Here is a 21,722-nt window from a genome sequence, read left to right on the forward strand (position 1 = left end):
TCGCATCGGCTCCGATTCTCCGCAAGTCCTTCCGGGTCGGATGGGGCGTCGGACCGGGAAGGCACCGTCTCACGGCCGGGGGACAAGGGCCGGACGGAATTTCGAAACAAATGGCAATTCCAGGCGGAAAATCACTTTGCCTGGAAGTGCTTAGCGCCGGCCCGTCATGGCCGGTGCTGGCGTCAAAGCAGCATCAGCTGCTCGCCGGCGCCGGAGCCTGCGACGAATTGGTCGGTACGGAGCTGCCGCCGCTCGACATTGAGGCCGAGCCGCTTGGCGGCGATCTCGAAGCGCCGGCCGATCTGCCAGGCATAGGGACCGGCGCCCTTCATGCGCTTGCCCCATTCGGAATCGTAATCCTTGCCGTCACGCATCGAGCGGATCAGCGACATCACATGCCGGTAGCGGTCCGGATAATGCCGCAACAGCCAATCCTTGAAGATCGGCGCCACCTCGAGCGGCAGGCGCAGGATGACGTAGCCGGCCTCCCTGGCGCCTGCGGCTCTGGCCGAATCGAGGATGCGCTCCATCTCCGGATCGTTGAGACCCGGGATGATCGGCGCCACCATCACCGATGCCGGAATGCCGGCATCCGAAAGCTGCCTGATCGCCTCCAGCCGCTTCGTTGGCGTCGACGCGCGCGGCTCCATGGTTCTGGCCAGCATGCGGTCCATCGTCGTCACCGACAGCGCCACTTTTGCAAGGCCGCGCTCGGCCATGCGCGACAGGATGTCGATGTCGCGCGTCACCAGCGCCGACTTCGTCACGATGCCGACCGGATGGCCGCGCGCCTCCAGCACTTCCAGGATCTCGCGCATGATCCGGTACTGCTTCTCGATCGGCTGGTAGGGATCGGTGTTGGTGCCGATGGCGATGGTGCGCGGCTGGTAGCCCGGTTTCGACAACTCCCTATCCAGCATGCGCGCCGCGTCCGGCTTGGCGAACAGCTTCGATTCGAAATCGAGCCCCGGCGACAGGCCCATGAAGGCATGCGTCGGCCTGGCGAAGCAGTAGACGCAGCCATGCTCGCAGCCGCGATAGGGATTGATCGAGCGGTCGAAGGAAATGTCGGGCGATTCGTTGCGGGTGATGATCGTGCGCGGCTTTTCGACCTGCACTTCCGTCTTGAACGGCGGCAGCTCCTCCAGCGAGTTCCAGCCGTCGTCAAAGACATGACGGCTGGTCGGCTCGAACCGGCCGGACGGGTTGATGCCGGCCGAGCGGCCGCGATTGCGGTCGGGCCGCACGCGCATGCCGCTCTGCTCGATCATTGCATTTGCCATTTCGGCTCTTCCTGCTCCGAAAGCGGCAATGTCGGCGCGCACGATCTGTTCCATTTTCGCCCTCTCCCAGGGACTGTCAGCAGGCTGTCGAATCGCTCTGTTCATGAAACTATTCCTATTTCCTCGATGGGAACAAAGCAAGAACTTTTTCGCTTGAGGCGCGCAACTGGCGCATCGCCGCATTATCCGCTATTCGGCTAAAAATGCTCAGCGTTCTCATCGAAACCAAGAACGACGAAGAGGGTCTTGCCCGTACGCTCGCCTCGCTGGTCGGCGGCGCGGTCGAAGGCGTGGTGCGCGATGTGATCGTCTGCGATCAAGGTTCCGCCGACCAGACGCACCGGGTGGCCGAGCATGCCGGCTGTCATTATGTGACCGGCGGGATTGCCGTGGGTATCGGCCAGGCCAAGGGCGATTGGCTGCTGCTTCTGGAGCCCGGCGCCCGGCTTGCCGAAGGCTGGATCGACGAGGTCGTCGCGCACACGGCAAAACAGGCCATGCCGGCGCGCTTCGCGCGCGCCCGCGCCGATCGCACGCCTTTCCTGGCCCGCGTCTTTTCGGGCAACCGTGCGCTGGCCGAGGGTCTTGTCATCAGCAAGCGCCAGGCTGCGGCTTTGGCGAAGAGCGCGCGCAGCGCCGAAGCCCTGGCGCGCGGCCTGGCGACCAGGCGGTTGAACGCCGAAATCTGGGTAGCGCCGCCGAAGTGAGGCCTGTGCTTTACGAGGTAGGCTTGCCGCCGCGCCGAAGATGCTCGTCCAGCCGCAGCATGATCTCGACGAAGTTGCAGGGCATGTGCCGGTAGTCGAGCTGCGCCTTGATGATGCCGTCCCAGGCGTCCTTGCAGGCGCCGGGCGAGCCCGGCAGCACGAAGACGAAGGTGGCGTTGACGACGCCGCCGGTCGCCCGGCTCTGGATCGTCGAGGTGCCGATCTTGTCATAGGAGATGCGGTGGAAGACTTCCGAAAAGCCGTCCATGCGCTTTTCGAAGATCGGCTCCAGCGCCTCCGGCGTCACGTCGCGGCCGGTGAAGCCGGTGCCGCCGGTGGTGATGACGACGTCGATGTTTTCGTCCTTCGACCAGCCAAGCACCTTGTCGCGGATCTTGTCGCGGTCGTCGGTCACGATATCGCGCGCGGCAAGCGTATGGCCGGCTTCCGCGATGCGGTCGGCCAGCGTCTGGCCGGATCTGTCGTCGGCAAGGCTGCGCGTGTCGGAGACGGTCAGCACGGCGATGCGCACCGGAATGAAGGGCCGGCTTTCGTCAAGCTTCGCCATCGCTCACCTCCATGCTGCGCGTCGCGGCGACAAACCAGTCGGGATGGCGGGCGCGGATCGCGATCGCCGCGCGCTTGGCGACATTGCCGGTCTCGAAGAGGCCGAAGCATGTGGCGCCCGAGCCGGACATGCGCGCGAACGCGGCGTCGGCGCGTTTGAGCGCCTTGAGCGCCTCGCCGATGGCAGGTTCAATCGAACGCGCGGCGGGTTCGAGATCGTTGCGCGTCGCCTCCAGCCAGTTGCGGATTGCGTGAAAGTCGAGGCGCTTCGGCAGCGGCGGCAGCGCCTCGTTGTCGCGGCTGGAGAGCGCCTTGAACACGTCCGGTGTCGAGATCGCGATACCCGGATTGATCAGCACCAAGCCGAGCGCCGGAAATGCGGAGAGCGGCGACACCTCATCGCCGATGCCGCGCGCGACCAGCGGCTTCGATTTCAGGCACATCGGCAGGTCGGCGCCGAGCGAAAGCCCGATCCGGACCAGCGAACCATCGTCGATATCGAGCTTCCAGAGCCGCGTCAGGGCGTTGAGCGCGGCCGCCGCGTCACTCGAGCCGCCGCCGACGCCGGAGGCGATCGGCAGGTTCTTCTCCAGCCTGATGGCGACGGGCGGCGCATGTCGCGCGCCAGCCTCCCGCCGCAAGGCGTCACGTGCCTTCACAACCAGATTGCCGTCGTCGAGCGGCAGGCCGGCCGCATAGCGGCCGGACACGGAGAATTCGTCCTCTTCCGCCGGCTCGATCTCGAGCCGGTCGCCGAAGCGGGTGAAGACGGCAAGGCTGTCGATGAGGTGGTAGCCGTCGGAGCGCTGTCCGGTGACATGCAGCGCCAGATTGACCTTAGCCGGCGCAAGCCACGTCCGGACCTCTGTGCCGGGCTCCAGAATGTCGGCTGCTGGCGAGATGGCTTCAGTCCTTGGCCAGACGGTATTCGCCGGTCTTCGGATCCTTGACCAGCGTTCCCATCGTGCCGTTCGCCGCCTGTTTCTCGGTGCGCCGGATCTTGGCCGTCACGCGTTCGGCCTCGCGCACGAAAGCGCGGTAGCCGAAGTAAGCGGCGGCGCCGACAACGGCGAAGAAAATGATCTGCGGCATCTCAAACTCCTCCCGCGTTCTCGCGGCAAGGCCGGCCGAATGGGTCGGTCAAGCGGCCATGCTAGACGCAATCATGGCTTTTTCAAAGCCCGAAGCGCGCCCACAATGCGCGCTCTTCCGCCGCATCGAGGACGCCGTTTGCGGCAGCAGCGGCGATATCGGGCGCTGAGAAGCGCGAGCCGAACAGGCCGAAACGGCCGAACAGACCGCGCGGCGCGGTGATCAGCTTGAGCTGCGTCTTCTCGCCGAAACGGGTCTTGAGCACGCTGCGCATATCGCCCAGCGCGTCGACAAGGCCGAGCTCGAGGCCTCGCTTGGCGGTCCAGAACAGGCCGGTGAACAGGTCCGGATCGTCCTTGAGCTTGCTGCCGCGCCGATCCTTGACGAGGTCGATGAAGGTCTCGTGCACTTCGAGCTGCAGCGCCTTCAGCCGCTCGACGTCCTCCTTCTTCTCGGGCTTGAACGGATCGAGCACGGCCTTGTTCTGGCCGGCGGTGTGGACGCGCCGCTCGACGCCGATCTTCTTCATCAGCTCGGGGAAGCCGAAAGAGGCCGAGACCACGCCGATCGAGCCGACGATCGACGACGGGTCGGCGAAGATCTCGTCGCCGGCGACCGCGATCATGTAGCCGCCGGAAGCCGCCACGTCCTCGACGAAGACCAGCACCTTCTTGTTCTTCTCCGCCGCAAGGTCGCGGATGCGTTTGAAGATCAGGCGCGACTGCACCGGCGAGCCGCCAGGCGAGTTGATCGAGATGGCGACCGCCGGCGCGTCGAAGCCGAACGCCTTTTCGATGACGCCGGCCGTCGAGGCGAGCGACAGGCTCGGCCGGAACTGGCCGCCGCCCGGCATGATGGCGCCTTGCAGCCGGATGACCGGAATGGTGACGACTGTCGAGCGCCAGGATTTCGGCAGCAGGCGGTTGAAGAGGCGTTTCACGAACTGTTGTCTCCGGACCAAATGCGAAGGAGCTGGATGAGATCAGGCAGGTTGCTAGTCTCTCAGGCGCGACATCATCTTGCTTGGCATGTAGGAATTCGCCGCCCAACGGCAATGCCGCATCGCGCGCCCGGGATCAATCGCCGAACAGCGATGCCAGGCCATTGTTGATCATTTCCGTCCGCTCCGCCGGCGCGTTGCCGGACGGTCCGTGCAAGGTGAGGGGCGGGCGGATCGACAATTTTCCGCGCGCCCCGAGCGCCGCCCTGACGACGATGCGGATCGCCGCTGCGTCCGGCCGCGGATGCACGCACAGCATCTCGGCGTCGCCGAAGCGCCCCTCGATCGCGTCGAGGATGGCGACGAGCTGCTCGGGGCGTGCGATGACGGCCAGCCCGCCGCGCGGCCTGGCGACGGCGGCGGCGCTTCTGATCCAGCGCTCGAACAGCCCGTCCTCCGTCACATGCGCCTCTCTGCGCAGCGTGTCGGGCGTCGAGCGATCCTCGGCCGCGTTGAACGGCGGGTTCATGATGACGAAGTCGAAGGAGTTGTCGGCAAGCCCGGCCTCGCTCCGCGCCCGGCCGGTCAGCGTCACGTCGGCCGCCAGGACCGAAGCGCGGTCACCAAGATGCGCATTGCCCGGATGCGAAAGCGTGGCGGCGGCGAACTCCGCCATTTCGGTCGAGCGCTCGACCAGCACGGCCTGCGCCGCCGGGCAGCGCGACAGCACGGCAAGGGCGGCAGCGCCGGCACCCGCGCCGAAATCGGCGAGCCGGCCGGAAAAGCCGGACGGCACGGCCGCCGCCAGCGTCATGGCGTCCATGCCGGCGCGATGACCGCCCCGGCTCGGCTGCACCAGCCAGAAGCGTCCGCGATGGAAAGCATCGACCGTGTGCGCCGGCGTATCCGGGACGGGGACGGCGCTGGTTGCCATCACTTTTTGCGGATCTCGTTCTCGATGCCGGCATCCTTGAGGATGCGGCGCGCGGCGTCGACTTTCTCGGCATCGACCATCACGCGCCGGGGCAGGATGCCGAGCGAACCGTCGAGCACGCTCATATTCTGGTCGGCGACGAAACAGGCGATGCCGGCATCGCGCATCAGCGATTCGACGAAGGAGATGACGACGGCGTCATTGGTGCGGACAAGCTCGATCATGGAACGAAAATCGCAGGTTGTGGCGTCCGTGTAAACGTAGATGGGCACATTGCCGGCAGAGCCGCGCCAATTCGCCTCTTGCCGTGCCCGGTTGTGCCGCCCTAGAGTCGGCGCGGGACTAGTGCATGTCGCCCAGAAGTGCGCAGCGGTTCTGGGACAACGACATGCATCAAAACAAAGACTTGAAGCGCGCCGCCTGACCTCGTTTCAGCGCGAGGAGTTTCAAGGGGCGTCGTACGCGTCAGATTGACGGAGTTGTCGTGGTGGGTGTCGTTCTCAACATCGAAGGTAAGCGGGAACCCGCTTCCATCAAGGATTTGATCGATCTGACAGCCGCCGACATGGGGCGCGTCAACGAATTGATCCTGTCCAAGGCCGGCTCCGACGTCGAGATGATCCCGGAGATCGCCAACCACCTGATCTCGTCCGGCGGCAAGCGGCTCAGGCCCATGCTCACCCTCGCCGCCGCGCAGATGTTCGGCTATTCCGGCGAAGGCCATGTCAAGCTCGCGACCGCCGTCGAATTCATGCACACTGCGACGCTTCTGCATGACGACGTGGTCGACGAGAGCGCGCTGCGCCGCGGCAAGAAGACGGCGCGTATGATCTGGGGCAACCAGGCGAGCGTGCTCGTCGGCGATTTCCTGCTCGGCCAGGCTTTCCGCATGATGGTCGAGGTGGGTTCGCTGGAAGCCCTCGACATCCTGTCGGCTGCGGCCTCCATCATCGCCGAAGGTGAGGTGATGCAGCTCGCCGCAGCCAAGAACCTCGAAACCACCGAGGACGAGCATTTCGCCGTCATCAAGGCCAAGACCGCCGCGCTGTTCTCGGCCGCCGCCGAAGTGGGACCGGTGATCGCCCTGGCCTCGCGCACCGACCGCGCCGCGCTGCGTTCCTACGGCATGAATCTCGGCCTTGCCTTCCAGCTCATCGACGATGCGCTGGACTATGGCGGCTCCAGCAAGGAGCTCGGCAAGAATGTCGGCGACGATTTCCGCGAGGGCAAGGTGACGCTGCCGGTGATCCTCGCCTACCGGCGCGGCACCAAGGCCGAGCGCAGCTTCTGGAAGCGCGCCATCGAGGAAAACGTCACCGACGATGCCGGGCTCGAAAAGGCGATCGGCCTGATGGCGCGCCACGGCGCCATCGCCGATACGATCGGCCGCGCCCGTCATTTCGGCGAGATCGCCCGCGACGCGCTGGCGCCGCTGGAGGCGACGCCACAGAAGTCGGCCTTGATCGACGTCATCGATTTCTGCATCAGCCGCGTCAACTGAGCCCTTCGGCCTGCCTGCATGCCCTGCATCCGCCGGGCAGGGCGCCTGTGAATCCCGCGCCGGCCGTCTCGACAAGGAGCGGTCCGGCAAATTATCTATAAAATATGGCCAGCACAGAAGACACGATCGCCGTCCGCATCAGCAAGGAACTGGCGGATCGCATCATTTCAGGCGCGATCGAACCCGGTTCGCGGCTGCGCCAGGACCATGTCGCCGAGGAATTCAACACCAGCCATGTCCCGGTGCGCGAGGCCTTCCGGCGTCTGGAGGCTCAAGGGTTGGCGATCAGCGAGCCGCGCCGCGGCGTGCGCGTCGCTTCATTCGATCTCGGCGAGGTCAGGGAGGTGGCCGAGATGCGGGCGGCGCTCGAAGTGCTGGCGCTGCGCCATGCCGCGCCGCATCTGACGGCGTCGATGCTCGATCAGGCAGAGGAGGCGACCAAGGCCGGCGACAAATCCCGCGACGTGCGCTCCTGGGAAGAGGCCAATCGCACCTTCCACCGGCTGATCCTGGCGCCCTGCAACATGCCGCGCCTGCTCTCCACCATCGACGACCTGCATGCCGCGAGCGCCCGTTTCCTGTTCGCGGCCTGGCGCTCGGAATGGGAAACTCGCACCGACCAGGATCATCGGGCGATCCTGAGCGCGCTGAGGCAAGGCAACACGGAATCGGCCGCCGCGACGCTCGGGCGGCACGTGCAATGGATCGGCCAAAAGCCGGTCAAGACCGCTTCCGGCAAGACCCGCGACGCCTTCGCCATCGTGGGGTGAGGTTCGGTGGTTGGCCGAAGCCTCTCAGCTTCGTCATCCACGGGCGGAGCGGGAGCGAAGCGGATGCGGAGACCCGAGCATCCATGCCGTACCTTGATCGTAGAGTGCGGCGGAGCGGAATTCTGCACCCCTGCAACGCTCCTGCGTAACGGCATGGATTCTAGGGTCTGCGTGCGTCGCTCCGCTCCTTGCTCCGCCCTAGAATGACGAAATCCGTTGTCTGTTCCAGGTCAGCGCTTGCCATTCTTTTCAAAATATGGATTCGATAATAGATGAAGTTCAAAAATTATCTATAATTACAGCCAACCAGGGAAGACACCGTGACCAACGCAGCCGTTTCCACCTACAAGCCCTCCTTCAGCCCGTTGCGGCTGCACAGCCGTTCGCTCGCTTGGCAGATCGGCGCCGTGATCCTCGGTTCGCTGTTCCTGGCGCTGTCGTCCTACATCGAAGTGCCGATGGTGCCGGTTCCGGTGACCATGCAGACCTTCGCCGTGACGCTGGTCGGCGCGCTTTATGGCTGGCGCTTCGGTGCGCTCACCATTGCCGCCTGGCTGGTCGAAGGCGCGGCAGGGTTTCCGGTGCTGGCGGGCGGAGCGGCCGGGATACAACATTTCGTCGGTCCGACCGGCGGATATCTCTTCGCTTTCCCGATCGTCGGCGCCGTTGTCGGCTGGCTGGCCGAACGCGGCTGGAACGGCAAGCGCGTCATGCTTGCCTTCGCTGCCATGCTCATCGGCAACCTGCTTTGCCTGGTTCTGGGCACCGCCTGGCTTGCCGTCATGATCGGTTTGGAGAAGGCCATCACCTTCGGCTTCCTGCCCTTCATCGTCGGCGGCCTGCTCAAGTCGGCGCTGGGCGCGGCCACGCTGAAACTCTTTTCCACCGATCGGGCCGAACAGCGCGACCGCCCGTCCGGGACGCGATGACCGTCAGGCTGCGCGCCCATCATCTGCTCTGCTTGCTGACCTATGTCGGCAAAGGCTACTCGCCGGCCTTCACCGCCAATTACGACAAGGTGGTGAAGCGGCTGGGCGAGGGCGAGGCGGTTATGATCGTTTCCGGGCCGGACGACATCTGCGCCCCGCTGGTCGGCGAACCAGAGCCGCACTGCCTGCGCGAGAGCGCCGCCGAGCGGGACCGGCTGGCCGCGCGTGACGTGGGGGCTCTCCTCAACCGGCCGATCCAGGTCGGTGACCAGATCGTGCTTGACGCCTCCGGCCTGGCAGAAATGCGGAAGGCTTTTTCCGCCGGCCTGACGCGCCAGGCGTGCTCCGGCTGCGAATGGTTCGGCCTGTGCGATGCGGTTGCCGCCAGCGGATTCAGCGATACCTATCTGTAGGCAATTCGATGCCGGCATATCGGCGTCCCGGCAGAATTTTTTCGCGGGCGCGGCATCGTTTTTAAGCCGGATGATTGCAATTGTGATTCGCTGCGGATTGAAGCCCGACCCCAAAAAGGCCATGCTTTGACCGGAAAAGATCGAGTCTGTGGGCGGTCCTCGAAGGGCGGGATCGCGTCTGGCTGAAAGGGATACGATGCGGCAAGGACGTGCGCGCTGGCTGACGAGGCTGGCATTTTTGACCGGTGTGGCGCTTTGGGTGCTGCCGGTCCAGGCCAAGGAAGAGGCCCAACCGCTGCAGATCACGTCGTTCTCGGGCGCCTATCTCGCGGCTCATATCGCCGAAAGCGACAACGATCTCGACGACGCGATCGCTTATTACAAGCAGGCGCTGGCTTTTGCGCCGAACGATAAGGATCTGCAGCAGAGCCTGATGCTGGCTCTCGTCGCGCAAGGCCGCTTCGAGGAATCGCTGGTCTATGCCGACAAGCTGAAGGAAGTGCCGGACGTCGAGCGCTTCTCGCGCCTGGCGCTGGCCATCGATTCCTTCCACAAGAAGGACTATGCCAAGGCGCAGTACTGGCTGAAGCTCTCGCTCGAATCCGATCTCGACCGGTTGCTCTCCGGCGTCATGGACGGCTGGGCCAAGGAGGGCGCCGGCAACGCGTCCGAGGCGATGGAGTCCATCGACAAGCTCAAGGGCCCGGACTGGTTCGGCCTGTTCAAATCGTTCCACCGCGCGCTGATCGCCGACGCCGCCGGCCTGAACGACAAGGCCGATGAACTCTACGCCGCCACGCTTGCCGACACCACGGCCGGCGGCTCCGCGCCCGAAACCTGGATGCGCAATGCACAGGCCTATGCCTCCTTCCTCGTCCGCAAGGGCGACAAGTCGAAGGCGCTGGCGGTGTTGAACCAGGCCGAGGCCTTTGCGCCGGGCAAGCTCGAAATCACCACGCTGCGCGACCGCATCGCCAAGGGCGACAAGATCGAGCCGCTCGTCGCCGGCCCGGCCGACGGCGCGTCCGAAATCCTGCTCGACCTTGCCACCGCGCTCAACCGCGGCGGCGGCGAGCCTTTCGTGCGGCTCTACCTGCAATACGCGCTGGCGCTGAAGCCGGACAGCGATGCGGCCCTGGTGCAGCTTGCCGCCGTCGCCGAGCAGCTCAAGGATGGCGAGGGCGCCATCGCGCTTTATCGCCGCATCCCGGCGTCCTCGCCGCTGAAGGAGCTTTCCGACCTCCAGCTCGGCCTCAACCTCGCCGATCTCGACAAGCATGACGAGGCCATCGCCCATCTCAAGGCCTATCTCGACAAGCATCCGGAGGACATGCGCGCCTATCTGGCGCTTGGCGGCGTCTATGGCTCGAAGGAAGATTTCCGCTCGGCCGCCAATCTTTACGACAAGGCCGTCGAGCAGTTGAAGACGCCGACCGCCGCCAACTGGAATATCTTCTACCAGCGCGGCATCGCCTATGAGCGGCTGAAGGAATGGCCGAAGGCCGAACCCAACTTCCGCAAGGCGCTGGAGTTGCAGCCCGACCAGCCGCAGGTCATGAACTATCTCGGCTATTCCTGGGTCGACATGAACATTAACCTCAAGGAAGGCCTGGCGATGATCCAGAAGGCCGTGGATCTCAGGCCAAACGACGGCTACATCGTCGATTCGCTCGGCTGGGCCTATTACCGGATGGGCCGCTTCGACGATGCCGTGCGCGAGATGGAGCGCGCCGTTTCGCTGAAGCCCGAGGATCCGGTCCTCAACGACCATCTCGGCGATGCCTACTGGCGCGTCGGCCGCAAGCTCGAGGCAACCTACCAGTGGAACCAGGCGCGCGACCTGAAGCCGGATCCGGATGTGCTCGCCACCTTGCAGCAGAAGTTGCTCAAGGGCCTGCCGCCGATCGAGTCCAACACCGCGCAGGAAACCCCCAAGGCGAAGCCGGTGCCGGCGCCCGCGCCGAAAGGCTGAGCGTTGCGATATTGAGTTTCTGGCGGGGCCCTTCGGGGCCCCTGCATTTTCAGAACATCTTTCTGTAGACGACGAAACCGGACTTCTCGCCGACCTTGTCGTAGAGCTGCATCGCCGTGTGGTTCGTCTCATGCGCCAGCCAGTAGACACGGTTTCGCGCCCGCTTGCCTGGCGCGCTCATAGACGCCTTCGATCAGCGCCCGGCCGACGCCCTGGCCGCGCGCAGCTTCCGTGGTGAAGATCCTGCAGGTAGCAGCTCGGCGCGATCGACGTCGTCGAGCGATGATAGAGATAGTGGACGAGGCCGAGCAGATTGCCGTCGCGCTCGGCCACCAGCGCATGCACCGGCTCATAGGCATCGAAGAAACGCGACCAGGTCATCTGCGTGATCTCGCCGGCAAGCGCCGTCGGGCCGGAGCGCCCGTATAACGTGTTGTAGCCGCCCCAGAGCGGCAGCCATTGCTCGTAATCCTGCCTTGTGACGGGTCGGACGGCAAGTTGACCGGACATAGCGAAACCCTCTGTCGTTGAATTGGAACGGAGCAAACGGCGACCGCCGCTCGACGGCAATGGGCCAGCCCGCCGCAAAGCTTTCCGCCTTGCCCGGCGCGAGCCACCGCCTTGACGCTCGGCGGCCCGGCAACTAGGGAAGCGTCATCCTGCGCTTTCCGAGGCCGCCGTGACCATCGAGATTCCCGCCCATATGCATCCCAGCCGCTCCTTCCAGGGGCTGATCCTGACCTTGCACAGTTACTGGGCGGACCATGGTTGCCTCATCCTGCAGCCCTACGACATGGAGGTCGGCGCCGGCACCTTTCATCCGGCGACCACCTTGCGCGCGCTCGGCCCCTTGCGCTGGAACGCCGCTTACGTCCAGCCCTCGCGCCGGCCGAAGGACGGCCGCTATGGCGAGAACCCGAACCGACTGCAGCATTATTACCAGTACCAGGTGATCCTGAAGCCCAATCCGCCGAACCTGCAGGAGCTCTATTTGGGCTCCCTTGAGGCGATCGGCGTCGATCCGCTGCTGCATGACATCCGCTTCGTCGAGGACGACTGGGAAAGCCCAACGCTGGGCGCCTGGGGACTCGGCTGGGAATGCTGGTGCGACGGCATGGAAGTCTCGCAGTTCACGTATTTTCAGCAGGTCTGCGGCATCGAATGCGCGCCGGTGGCGGGCGAGCTGACCTACGGCCTGGAGCGGCTCGCCATGTATGTGCAGGGCGTCGACAATGTCTATGATCTGAACTTCAACGGCCGCGAGGGCGCCGAGAAAGTCACCTACGGCGACGTCTTCCTGCAGGCCGAGCAGGAATATTCGCGCCACAATTTCGAATTCGCCAACACCGCGATGCTGCTGAGGCACTTCGAGGACGCCGAGGCCGAGTGCAAGGCGCTGCTCGATGCCGGCACGCCGAAGCCGAGCGACAATCTGGCAATGCACCGCATGGTTTTCCCGGCCTACGACCAGTGCATCAAGGCAAGCCATGTCTTCAACCTGCTCGACGCGCGCGGCGTGATCTCGGTCACCGAGCGGCAGAGCTACATCCTGCGCGTGCGCAATCTGGCCAAGGCTTGCGGCGAGGCGTTCCTCAAGACGCGGGCGGGCGGGCTGGAGGCGGCTTAAGCCGACACAGCTTTCACGGTCTCGATGGCGGCGGCGGCGGCCGGCAACGCGATCTGCGCCGCTGCGCCGTCGATCGTGCGCATGGCCTGCCTGACCCCCGGCATCGTGATGGTGCCATGCGCCTGGGCGGCGAAGCAGGCGCTGAGCGCCAGGATCTGCAGGGTTCTCGATGCCGTCTTCATCGTCGTTCAGCCAATAGGTCTCTGCCTGAGCGTTTGTCGCTTCAGCGCAGCGTTCGGTTCATCGGAAGGTCTGCTCCAAGGACGGGCCGCCTGGCGCCAACCCGACAGCGGACCGAAAAATTCCGTGAAATCGCTTGAAGAGGCGATCTGCTTGCGGGTGACAGCGGCCGACCGAGTTGCTATTTCCCGCCCATTCGTTACGGCGCTGCGCGCCGACCCCTCCCCATCAAGGGGAGGGTAGGGAACCAATCAATGCCCGACTTGCTGCTCGAACTTCGCTCCGAGGAAATTCCCGCCCGCATGCAGCGCAAGGCTGCCGGCGACCTCAGGAGGATGCTGACCGACGGTTTGGTCGAGGCGGGCCTGACCTATGAGGCGGCGCGCGAATATTGGACGCCGCGGCGCCTGGCGCTCGATATCCGTGGCTTGACGGCGCGCTCCAAGGACATCCGCGAAGAGATCAAGGGACCCTCGACCACGGCCCCCGAGCAGGCCGTGCAGGGCTTCCTGCGCAAGGCCGGCCTGTCGTCGATCGCAGACGCCCATGTCCATTCCGACCCGAAGAAGGGCGACTTCTATGTCGCCCATATCGTGAAGCCGGGCAGGGCGGCCGAAGAGATCATTGCCGAACTGGTGCCGGGCATCATCAGGAACTTCCCTTGGCCGAAATCGATGCGCTGGGGGCCGGCCTCGGCGAAACCCGGCTCGCTGCGCTGGGTGCGGCCGCTGCAGTCGATCGTCTGTACCTTCGGCCCGGAGACCGAGGAGCCGGTGGTGGTCGATTTCGAGATCGACGGCGTCCGCTCAAGCAACGTCACCTATGGCCATCGCTTCCACGCGCCGGGCCCGATCGCCGTGCGCCGCTTCGACGACTATGTGGCGAAGCTCGAAGCGGCCAAGGTCGTGCTCGACGCCGACCGCCGCAAGGAGATCATCCTGGCCGACGCCCGCAACACCGCCTTCGCCAACGGCCTTGACCTCGTCGAGGACGAGGGCCTGCTGGAGGAAGTCTCCGGCCTGGTCGAATGGCCGGTCGTGCTGATGGGCGAGTTCGAGCAGGATTTCCTCACCATTCCGGGCGAGGTCATCCGCCTCACCATTCGCGCCAACCAGAAGTGTTTCGTGACCCGGCCGCAGGGCGCGGGCGAAAACCTGTCGAACCGCTTCATCCTGGTCGCCAACATCGAAGCGACCGACGGCGGCAAGGAAATCGCCTATGGCAACGGCAAGGTGGTGCGCGCGCGCCTGTCCGACGCGCTCTATTTCTGGAAGACCGACCAGGGCGATCTGCCCGACCTCGACCAGCTGAAGGAATCGGCGGAGAAGTTCGACCTGGATTTGAAGAAGCCGCTCGACCAGCGCATGGCGCGGCTCGACCATCTCAACGTCACCTTCCACGCCAAGCTGGGCACGCAAGGCGCGCGGGTCGCGCGTATCAAGCGGCTGGCTGAGGAGCTGGCGCCGACGGTCGCGAAGTCGACCTCCCCTCTTGCGGGGGAGATGGCCGGCCGGCCAGAGGGGGTCGCCGCGCGTGAAGCGCCGACATCTTCTGCGGCGAGAGGCAGCGTCGGCGCTCTACGTGAGGCGACCTCCCCTGTCGCCTTCGGCGACATCTCCCCCTCAAGGGGGGAGATTACCGCGCTCGTCGCCCGCGCGGCCGTGCTCGCCAAGGCCGATCTGCAAACCGAAGTGGTCGGCGAGTTCCCCGAGCTTCAGGGCGCCATGGGCCGCAAATATGCGCTGCTGCAGGGCGAGCATGCGTCTGTGGCCGCAGCCGCCGAGGAGCATTACAAGCCGCAGGGTCCTTCCGACCGCGTGCCGACCGATCCGGTCTCGGTTGCCGTCGCGCTCGCCGACAAGCTCGATACGCTGACCGGCTTCTGGGCGATCGACGAGAAGCCGACCGGCAGCAAGGACCCGTTCGCGCTGCGGCGAGCCGCGCTTGGTGTGGTCAGGATCCTCATCGAGAATCGCATTCGTCTGGCGCTGACGTCTGTTTTCGCCAAGGCCTTTGCAAGCTTCAAGGGCGGTGCGGATCAGTCGTCCGACCTCCTCGCCTTCTTCCACGACCGCCTGAAAGTCTATCTCCGCGACCAGGGCGCGCGGTACGATCTGATCGATGCCGTCATCACACCGCAGTCCGACGACCTGCTGCAGATCGTGCGCCGCGTCGAGGCGCTCGGCTCCTTGCTCGACACCGAGGACGGCAAGAACCTGCTTGCCGGCACCAAGCGCGCCGCCAACATTCTGGCCGCCGAGGAGAAGAAGAAAACGCTCATTGCCGAAACTGTTGAGCCGGCGCTGTTCCGCGAGGACGCGGAAAAGAAGCTCTATGCCGCGGTGAATCAGGCCGAGAAGGAAGCCGGCCAAGCAATTCAAAATGAAGATTTTTCCGCTGCCATGCTGGCTCTTAGCGTGTTGCGCGAACCGGTTGATTCATTCTTTGAGGGCGTTCTCGTGAATGATGAGGACCAGGCCGTGCGCGCCAACCGTCTGGCGCTTCTCGCCCGCATCCGCGCCGCCACCGATCAGGTCGCGGATTTTTCAAAAATCGTAGGCTGACGGCGCAGAGATCGCGTCTCACATCGAGGCGGTATCCAGTGTCTACATCGCCTTGCCGACGCGCGGCAGCGGCTGAGCATTCGGCGGCTGCGCGCCGCCCGATGCGTTGGCTGTCGCGGCCGGCTGGCTGGCGGTTTTGCTGTTGCCGTTCGAAGCGGACGCGGTGCCGTTCGCGGGCGTTGCCGGCGACGTGCCGTTTGCCGGCGCGGTGGCTGTAGTTGCCGGCGTGGTGGGCTTGGCCGCTGCGGTCGCCGCGGGCGTTGCGAAAGCGCCGCCAACGATGCCGCCGCGAATGATCATCGGGGCTTGCTGGTGCCCGGACTTCTCGGGAATTGCCGCGACCTTTTCGTCGGTGACGGCAGGCATGGGGTCGCCAAGCGCTATCATCGACGGGGTCGAGGCCGAGGACAGCTTGGCCGGCTCGATCGCATTCAGCCGGATGACTGAAGGCGTCGAGGTCGAGGGGGCGACCATGACGATCGACGAGGCATATGCCGCGCCGTTCATCGCCAGAAGGCTGATGCCCAACGCTCCAAGCAAACGCATCACAACAACTCCCAAGCCCGCAACCGCATGGAACCCGCACCTTAGGGCCGGCAGATTGAAGCCGGCTTGCGTGGAAACTTAACATTTTAGGGATTGATAAATCGCCAATACCCGCACTTGCCCGATGGAAGCGGCCGTATTACGGGACCGGCATGTTCAGGACTGGTGGCGGATTTGGCTGAGATACTGGCGATCGGCGAGGCTATGGAGCAGGCATTGGCGCTGCTCGAAGGCGGTGACGTCGTCGCCATCCCGACCGAGACGGTGTATGGCCTTGCCGGCGACGCCACCAACGGCGTTGCCGTGGCGCGTATTTTCGAGGCCAAGGGCCGGCCGCGCTTCAACCCGCTGATCGCCCATGTCGCCGATCGCGCGATGGCGGACCGTATCGCCGGTTTCGACCCGCTGTCGGCAAAGCTCGCCGAAGCCTTTTGGCCAGGCCCGCTGACGCTGGTGCTGCCGCAGCGCGCCGGCAACGGCATCCATCCGCTGGTCACCGCGGGGCTGGACACGATCGCGCTGCGCATGCCGCGCGGGTTCGGTGGCGAACTGATCGTGCGCCTCGGCAGGCCGGTCGCCGCCCCCAGCGCCAATTCTTCCGGAAAGATCAGCGGCACGACAGCGCAGGCGGTCGCCGCCGATCTCGGCGCCAGGATCGGGCTGGTCGTCGATGGCGGTGCGACGCCGGTCGGCCTGGAATCGACTATTCTCAAGGTCGAGAACGGCAAGTTGCGGCTGCTCAGGCCCGGCGGCATCGGCGCCGAGGAGATCGAGGCGGTGGCCGGCGCGAAATTGTCGCGCGGCGCAACCGGTATCGAGGCACCGGGCATGCTCGCCTCGCATTATGCGCCGGGCGCCGCGATGCGGCTCAACGTCGAGAAAATTGCCGAAGGCGAGGCGTTGCTTGCGTTCGGCCGCAACCGCGCCGAGGGCTGGGAACGGGCCGTTGCGCTGCGCAATCTCTCCGAAAGAGGCGACCTGCGCGAAGCGGCAAGCAACCTCTTCGCCTATATGCAGGCGCTCGACCTTGTCGGCGCCGCGACCATCGCCGTCGAGCCGATCCCGTTCGAGGGCCTGGGCGAGGCGATCAATGACCGGCTCGCGCGCGCCGCCGCGCCGCGTGACAACACCGCTTGAGTCTATCTCTTTGTTTCGACAATTCCGGACGGAAACCGCTTCGCACTTTTCCTGGAATTGCTCTAGTCTCGCCGCCCATGAACGATCAGCCCTTGGACCTCGATCCCGCCGTCATCGATCGCTTCGCGGCAATCGTCGGCGACAAATATGCTTTGCGCGACCAAGCCTACATCGCGCCTTACATCACCGAGCGGCGCGGCCTTTGGCACGGCCGGACATCGCTGGTGCTGCGCCCCGGCAGCGTCGAGGAAGTGAGCCACATAATGCGCCTTGCGACCGAGACCGGAACGCCGATCGTGCCGCAAAGCGGCAACACCGGATTGGTCGGCGCCCAGGTGCCGGACAAATCCGGCCGCGACATCGTGGTCTCGCTGTCCAGGCTGAACCGCATCCGCGAGATCGATGTCCTGTCAAACACGGTGACCGTCGAGGCCGGCGTCATCCTGCAGACGCTGCAGGAAGCGGTCGACGCCGCCGGCCAGCTGTTTCCGCTCTCGCTCGCCGCGCAAGGGTCGTGCCAGATCGGCGGCAATCTGTCCTCCAATGCCGGCGGCACCGGCGTCCTTGCCTATGGCAATGCGCGCGAGCTCTGCCTGGGCGTCGAGGTCGTGTTGCCGACTGGCGAGGTGTTCGATGATTTGCGCAAATTGAAGAAGGACAACACCGGCTACGATCTGAAGAACCTCTTCATCGGCGCCGAAGGCACGCTCGGCATCATCACCGCCGCGGTGCTGAAATTGTTCCCGAAGCCGAAGGGCAGGGAGGTCGCCTTTGCCGGCCTGCCGTCGTCGCCGAAAGATGCGCTGTCGCTGTTCACTTTGGCGATGGACAGGGCCGGCGCATCGCTCACCGCTTTCGAGCTGATCGGCAAAAGGGCATACGATTTCACCCTCAAGCACGGGCAAGGCATCACGCGGCCGCTGGCCGACGACTGGCCGTGGTATGTGCTGATGCAGATCTCGTCCGGCCGCTCCGAGGAAGACGGCAGGGCGCTGATCGAAGAAATCCTGGCCGAGGCGCTCGAGCAGGGCATCGTCGGCGACGCGGTGGTGTCGGCAAGCCTTGCCCAGGGCGACGCTTTCTGGAATTTCCGCGAGACGCTTCCCGAATGCCAGAAGCCGGAGGGCGCCTCGATCAAGCATGACATCTCGGTGCCGATCGCTTCGATCCCGGAGTTCATCGAAAGGGCGGCCGGCGTGGTGGAGGCAGTCTGCCCCGGCGCGCGCGTCGTCTGCTTCGGCCACATGGGCGACGGCAATCTGCACTACAACATCTCGCGTCCCGTGGATTGGCAGGACGAGGCGTTCCTCGAGCTCTACCACCCCATGAACAAGGCCGTACACGACGTCGTGCGCTCCTTCCATGGCTCGATCTCGGCCGAGCACGGCATCGGCCAATTGAAGCGCGACGAGCTGATCGCCACGGCGCCGCCGATGGCGATCGACCTGATGCGCCGGGTGAAGGCGGCCTTCGATCCGGCCGGCATCATGAATCCCGGTAAGGTTATCTGATCCTTCCTGGATCCGGCGGCCGGTCGCATTCCGATAACCATCGGCTCAGATCAGCAAAATTTAACCGACTTTCTTAAGCGCGCCGGTAAGAAGCGAGCGCTAACATTTCTTCCCATAACGAGGCCGGAAAAACCGGCCCTGAGAGAACCGGAAAACGGCCCTCAGGACTAACAGGGAAGACATCGATGAACACTGGACTGAAGCCAGTCTGGGCCGGGCGCAACATGCGTCTCGACCCGTTTCGCCTGCCGCAGATGGTGAGCTATGCCACCCGCGACGACTATGGCGATGTGACCTTCACCATCGACCAGCGCGGCGCCGTCATCCGCCGTGTGCTGGAGATGAGCGGCGTGCCGGCGATCATCGCGCTGCCCCCCAATGCGTTCCGCGGCGTCGCCGCGCGCGCCATGGAGGATCCGGACGGCAACGTCACCGTGACGCTCGAGCTCCTGCACAATGATCCGATGCTGTCGGTGCCGCTGCTGGTCGCCGACGATCTCGAGGACGTCGCCGCCGACTGGCGCGCCTGGGCCGATGCCTATCGCCTGCCGATGCTGCTGATCGAGGCCGACGGCATCGCCCGCACGTTGGAAGAATCGCTCGGCGCCGCCATCAAGGCGCTGCCGCCGCAGGAACGCCGCAAGGGCCGCGTCTCCACCATGCGCCGCCCGCGCTTCCTCGCCCGCCGCAAGGCCGGCAATCTGGGCTTGAGGCTGGTCATCGACGGCCAGGAGATTATCGCAAGGGAGTAGGTTTCTTCTCCCCGTCACTATACGGGGAGAAGTGCCCGGCAGGGCGATGAGGGGCAGCGCCGACCTGGGGGTTTAGCCGCCTCAAAATTTGATCCAACACACGCTATATCGCCGCTGTGCCTTTCGCCTTACCTCCAAGGTCGGCGCCGCCCCTCATCCGGCTGCCGCCACCTTCTCTCCGTGGAACGGGGAGAAGGAGACTACACCAGCGGCTTCAGCCATATCCACACCGAGCCGCCGATCAGGCCGAGGAAGATCAGCCAGCCGACCTGGTTGTTCGACTTGAACAATTTCAGGCACTGGTCCGGATTGTCGATGTCGAGCCGGATGATCTGGCGCGCCATATGTGCGCCGGCGGCGATCAGCCCGGCCAGCGCCACGATCGGCACCTGCGCCGAGGCGAAGGCGATGGCGAAGCAGATAAGCGCGCCGCCATAGAGCCCGGTGAGCCACATCTTGGTGTTGTCGCCGAACAGCCGCGCCGTCGAGCGTACGCCGACGATGGCGTCGTCTTCCTTGTCCTGATGCGCGTAGATCGTGTCGTAGCCGATCACCCACAGGATCGAGCCGATATAGAGCATGATCGCCGGATCATCGATGTCGCCGAACTCGACCGCCCAGCCCATCAGCGCGCCCCAGGAGAAGGCCAGCCCTAGCACGAGTTGCGGCCAGTTGGTGATGCGCTTCATGAACGGGTAGACGGCGACGATCGCCAGCGAGGCGATGCCGAGCGGAATGGCGAAGCTGTTGAACTGCAACAGCACGGCAAGCCCGATGAGCGCCTGGATGATGACGAATGCCCAAGCCTGGCGACGTGTCACCTTGCCGGCCGGCAGCGGCCGCGAGCGGGTGCGCTCGACCTGGTTGTCGATGTCCTCGTCAGCGAGGTCGTTATAGGTGCAGCCGGCGCCGCGCATGGCGACCGCGCCGATGAAGAATAATAGCAGATACCAGGGCGCCGGAAGCAACGTCAGCAGCGGGTCGGTCGCGCGCGGATAGGCGCCCGCGGCAAGTGCTGCCGACCACCAGCAGGGCCACAACAGCAGCTGCCAGCCGATAGGCCTATCCCAGCGCGCAAGCTGCGCATAGGGCCACAGCCAGCGCGGCAGCACCCGATAGACCCAATGGCCGCTCGGCGCATCGGCGACGCGGCCCTGGATTGCTTTCGACTGGACGGTTTCCATCGCGCTGGAGTGGCAGCAGCTAAGGGCGCCGTCAAGCGGCAGCGTTGTCGCTCAAGCGCTGAAACCTAGGCAGTGAACATCGTGACCGGCAAACCATGCCTTGGCGACGTCGATGAACGCCGCGGCCGCCTTCGACAGGCGCTGGCGCGTGTCGTGGGTCAGGATGATGCGCTGCATCGGCACAGGATCGGACAGGGGCTTTAAGACCAGCGGCAGGCCGTCATAGCTGCGGTCGCCATAGGGCCTCGTATAGCTGACTGCGACGCCGAAGCCGTTGGCCACCATGGAGCGCTGCAGCTCGAACGAGCTGGTCGTCGCCCGGGCGACGGGCGAGAGGCCGCGGCTGAGGAAGAGGTCCAGCATATGCTGCCAACTATGCGGCTGGTCGGTGGTGACCAGCGGATGCTGCGCGAGCTCGGCCAGGCTGACGGCGTGCTTGTCCGCCAGCTCATGGCCGGCCGGCAAAAGCGCGTGCGGCCGCAGCTCGTGCAGGAGGATGCGCTTGAAATGCCCGGGCAGGCCGAGATCATAGGTGAGGCCGAGATCGACGGCGCTGTCGGCCAGCCGCCGCCCCAGCGTGTCCAAGGTTTCATCGCCTATGACGACCGTGACGGCCGGGCAGCGCTCGGCGAAGGCGCGCATCAGCGCGGGCGCGAAATAGGGCGCCAGATCCTCGAAGCAGCCGAGTACCAGTTCGGCGCCGACATCGGCGTCGCGCGAACCGAGCGCCGCCAGTTCATCCGCCTCGCCCAGCACCTGCCTCGCCTTGGCCACGGCCCTGCGGCCGAAGGATGTCAGCGAAACGCCGCTGCCGCGCTGGCGCACGAACAGTTTCTGGCCAAGGTTGGCCTCGACATTGTCGATGGCCACCGAGATCGACGGCTGCGACACGTTCAGGGCCTGGGCTGCCGCGGTCACGCTGCCATAGCGGGCGACGGCAACGACATAGCGCAACTGGGTGAGGGTCAATCTCATAGGTGGAAACTATAAATCAGATGGCAAGTTATTATTTTACGCGATGTCGGACGCTTGCGATAGTCGGTTCACGAGCAATTCCAGGAAGGTGTGAAGCGGTCAGGCTCGGCGACTTGGCCGTAGCCTCCGTCCGGATTT

The 21,722-nt window shown here is 65.1% G+C and carries 22 protein-coding genes and 1 pseudogene; 11 read left to right on the forward strand and 12 right to left on the reverse strand.

Translation table 11 applies throughout. The annotated features are described in order from the left end of the window. Window positions 1-182 precede the first annotated feature (182 nt). Window positions 183-1,337, reverse strand: coding sequence for a PA0069 family radical SAM protein (locus LB553_RS19590; protein ID WP_224515948.1), 1,155 nt, complete (start codon window positions 1,335-1,337; stop codon window positions 183-185). 149 nt (window positions 1,338-1,486) lie between these two features. Here LB553_RS19590 and LB553_RS19595 point away from each other — a divergent pair, with 149 nt between their 5' ends. After that, on the forward strand, window positions 1,487-1,990 hold the full coding sequence (locus tag LB553_RS19595) for a glycosyltransferase family 2 protein (protein ID WP_224515950.1): 504 nt from the start codon (window positions 1,487-1,489) through the stop codon (window positions 1,988-1,990). 10 nt (window positions 1,991-2,000) lie between these two features. On the opposite strand, the gene moaB is transcribed toward LB553_RS19595, so the two are convergent. The 6 genes from moaB to LB553_RS19625 form a co-directional block, all read right to left on the reverse strand. Continuing rightward, on the reverse strand, window positions 2,001-2,558 hold the full coding sequence (gene moaB, locus LB553_RS19600) for a molybdenum cofactor biosynthesis protein B (RefSeq protein ID WP_224515952.1): 558 nt from the start codon (window positions 2,556-2,558) through the stop codon (window positions 2,001-2,003). Then, on the reverse strand, window positions 2,545-3,438 hold the full coding sequence (locus tag LB553_RS19605) for a 4-(cytidine 5'-diphospho)-2-C-methyl-D-erythritol kinase (protein WP_224516019.1): 894 nt from the start codon (window positions 3,436-3,438) through the stop codon (window positions 2,545-2,547). The genes moaB and LB553_RS19605 overlap by 14 nt, the downstream gene beginning before the upstream one ends. A 25-nt stretch (window positions 3,439-3,463) precedes the next feature. Further along, complete coding sequence (locus tag LB553_RS19610; protein WP_027164591.1) at window positions 3,464-3,649, reverse strand: membrane protein; 186 nt, start codon at window positions 3,647-3,649, stop codon at window positions 3,464-3,466. Window positions 3,650-3,731: 82 nt separating this feature from the next. Continuing rightward, window positions 3,732-4,589, reverse strand: a complete 858-nt coding sequence (locus tag LB553_RS19615) for a S49 family peptidase (RefSeq protein ID WP_224515954.1) — start codon at window positions 4,587-4,589, stop codon at window positions 3,732-3,734. Between the two features lie 136 nt (window positions 4,590-4,725). Further along, window positions 4,726-5,523, reverse strand: coding sequence for a tRNA1(Val) (adenine(37)-N6)-methyltransferase (locus tag LB553_RS19620; protein WP_224515956.1), 798 nt, complete (start codon window positions 5,521-5,523; stop codon window positions 4,726-4,728). Next, window positions 5,523-5,747 carry a DUF2007 domain-containing protein gene (locus LB553_RS19625; protein WP_027164594.1) on the reverse strand — a complete coding sequence of 75 codons (225 nt, stop codon included), beginning with the start codon at window positions 5,745-5,747 and terminating at the stop codon, window positions 5,523-5,525. Before LB553_RS19625 ends, LB553_RS19620 begins: the two co-directional genes overlap by 1 nt. 263 nt (window positions 5,748-6,010) lie before the next feature. Between LB553_RS19625 and LB553_RS19630 the strand changes: the two genes are divergently transcribed. The 5 genes from LB553_RS19630 to LB553_RS19650 all read left to right on the forward strand — a co-directional run bounded on the left by LB553_RS19630 (window position 6,011) and on the right by LB553_RS19650 (window position 11,108). After that, window positions 6,011-7,024 (forward strand): polyprenyl synthetase family protein, encoded by a 1,014-nt coding sequence (locus LB553_RS19630; protein ID WP_224516020.1) that lies wholly within the window; start codon window positions 6,011-6,013, stop codon window positions 7,022-7,024. 104 nt (window positions 7,025-7,128) lie between these two features. Further along, window positions 7,129-7,794, forward strand: a complete 666-nt coding sequence (locus LB553_RS19635) for a GntR family transcriptional regulator (RefSeq protein ID WP_224515959.1) — start codon at window positions 7,129-7,131, stop codon at window positions 7,792-7,794. A gap of 320 nt (window positions 7,795-8,114) precedes the next feature. Beyond that, window positions 8,115-8,723, forward strand: coding sequence for a biotin transporter BioY (locus tag LB553_RS19640; RefSeq protein ID WP_224515962.1), 609 nt, complete (start codon window positions 8,115-8,117; stop codon window positions 8,721-8,723). Further along, the gene (locus tag LB553_RS19645) at window positions 8,720-9,136 is read left to right on the forward strand and encodes a DUF1284 domain-containing protein (protein ID WP_224515964.1); all 417 of its coding nucleotides are present in this window, start codon (window positions 8,720-8,722) and stop codon (window positions 9,134-9,136) included. Before LB553_RS19640 ends, LB553_RS19645 begins: the two co-directional genes overlap by 4 nt. 196 nt (window positions 9,137-9,332) lie before the next feature. Beyond that, window positions 9,333-11,108 (forward strand): tetratricopeptide repeat protein, encoded by a 1,776-nt coding sequence (locus LB553_RS19650; protein WP_224515967.1) that lies wholly within the window; start codon window positions 9,333-9,335, stop codon window positions 11,106-11,108. A gap of 49 nt (window positions 11,109-11,157) precedes the next feature. Here the strand turns inward: LB553_RS19650 and LB553_RS19655 are convergent. Further along, window positions 11,158-11,618 (reverse strand): annotated as a pseudogene (locus LB553_RS19655) (N-acetyltransferase family protein). A gap of 193 nt (window positions 11,619-11,811) precedes the next feature. On the opposite strand from LB553_RS19655, the gene LB553_RS19660 reads away from it, so the two are divergent. Beyond that, window positions 11,812-12,735: a glycine--tRNA ligase subunit alpha gene (locus LB553_RS19660; protein ID WP_224516021.1), complete on the forward strand. Its 924-nt coding sequence runs from the start codon at window positions 11,812-11,814 to the stop codon at window positions 12,733-12,735. Here the strand turns inward: LB553_RS19660 and LB553_RS19665 are convergent. Next, window positions 12,732-12,917: a hypothetical protein gene (locus LB553_RS19665; RefSeq protein ID WP_224515970.1), complete on the reverse strand. Its 186-nt coding sequence runs from the start codon at window positions 12,915-12,917 to the stop codon at window positions 12,732-12,734. The genes LB553_RS19660 and LB553_RS19665 overlap by 4 nt on opposite strands. 252 nt (window positions 12,918-13,169) lie before the next feature. Here LB553_RS19665 and glyS point away from each other — a divergent pair, with 252 nt between their 5' ends. After that, a complete protein-coding gene (glyS, locus tag LB553_RS19670) occupies window positions 13,170-15,479 on the forward strand; it encodes a glycine--tRNA ligase subunit beta (RefSeq protein ID WP_224515972.1) in 2,310 nt (769 codons plus the stop codon). 42 nt (window positions 15,480-15,521) lie between these two features. On the opposite strand, the gene LB553_RS19675 is transcribed toward glyS, so the two are convergent. Continuing rightward, complete coding sequence (locus LB553_RS19675) at window positions 15,522-16,025, reverse strand: hypothetical protein (protein ID WP_224515975.1); 504 nt, start codon at window positions 16,023-16,025, stop codon at window positions 15,522-15,524. Between the two features lie 174 nt (window positions 16,026-16,199). Between LB553_RS19675 and LB553_RS19680 the strand changes: the two genes are divergently transcribed. The 3 genes from LB553_RS19680 to LB553_RS19690 all read left to right on the forward strand — a co-directional run bounded on the left by LB553_RS19680 (window position 16,200) and on the right by LB553_RS19690 (window position 19,425). Continuing rightward, on the forward strand, window positions 16,200-17,162 hold the full coding sequence (locus tag LB553_RS19680) for an L-threonylcarbamoyladenylate synthase (protein ID WP_224515977.1): 963 nt from the start codon (window positions 16,200-16,202) through the stop codon (window positions 17,160-17,162). A 77-nt stretch (window positions 17,163-17,239) separates the two neighbouring features. Then, window positions 17,240-18,673, forward strand: coding sequence for an FAD-binding oxidoreductase (locus LB553_RS19685; protein ID WP_224515978.1), 1,434 nt, complete (start codon window positions 17,240-17,242; stop codon window positions 18,671-18,673). Window positions 18,674-18,858: 185 nt separating this feature from the next. Beyond that, window positions 18,859-19,425 (forward strand): DUF6101 family protein, encoded by a 567-nt coding sequence (locus LB553_RS19690; protein ID WP_224515979.1) that lies wholly within the window; start codon window positions 18,859-18,861, stop codon window positions 19,423-19,425. 200 nt (window positions 19,426-19,625) lie between these two features. Here the strand turns inward: LB553_RS19690 and ubiA are convergent, their stop codons facing one another. Together ubiA and LB553_RS19700 are read right to left on the reverse strand one after the other, a co-directional pair. Beyond that, on the reverse strand, window positions 19,626-20,609 hold the full coding sequence (ubiA, locus tag LB553_RS19695; protein ID WP_224515980.1) for a 4-hydroxybenzoate octaprenyltransferase: 984 nt from the start codon (window positions 20,607-20,609) through the stop codon (window positions 19,626-19,628). A gap of 51 nt (window positions 20,610-20,660) precedes the next feature. Further along, window positions 20,661-21,584 carry a LysR family transcriptional regulator gene (locus tag LB553_RS19700; protein WP_224515981.1) on the reverse strand — a complete coding sequence of 308 codons (924 nt, stop codon included), beginning with the start codon at window positions 21,582-21,584 and terminating at the stop codon, window positions 20,661-20,663. Between the last annotated feature and the right edge of the window lie 138 nt (window positions 21,585-21,722).

It is taken from the genome of Mesorhizobium sp. CA8, assembly GCF_020164955.1.
GTDB lineage: Bacteria > Pseudomonadota > Alphaproteobacteria > Rhizobiales > Rhizobiaceae > Mesorhizobium.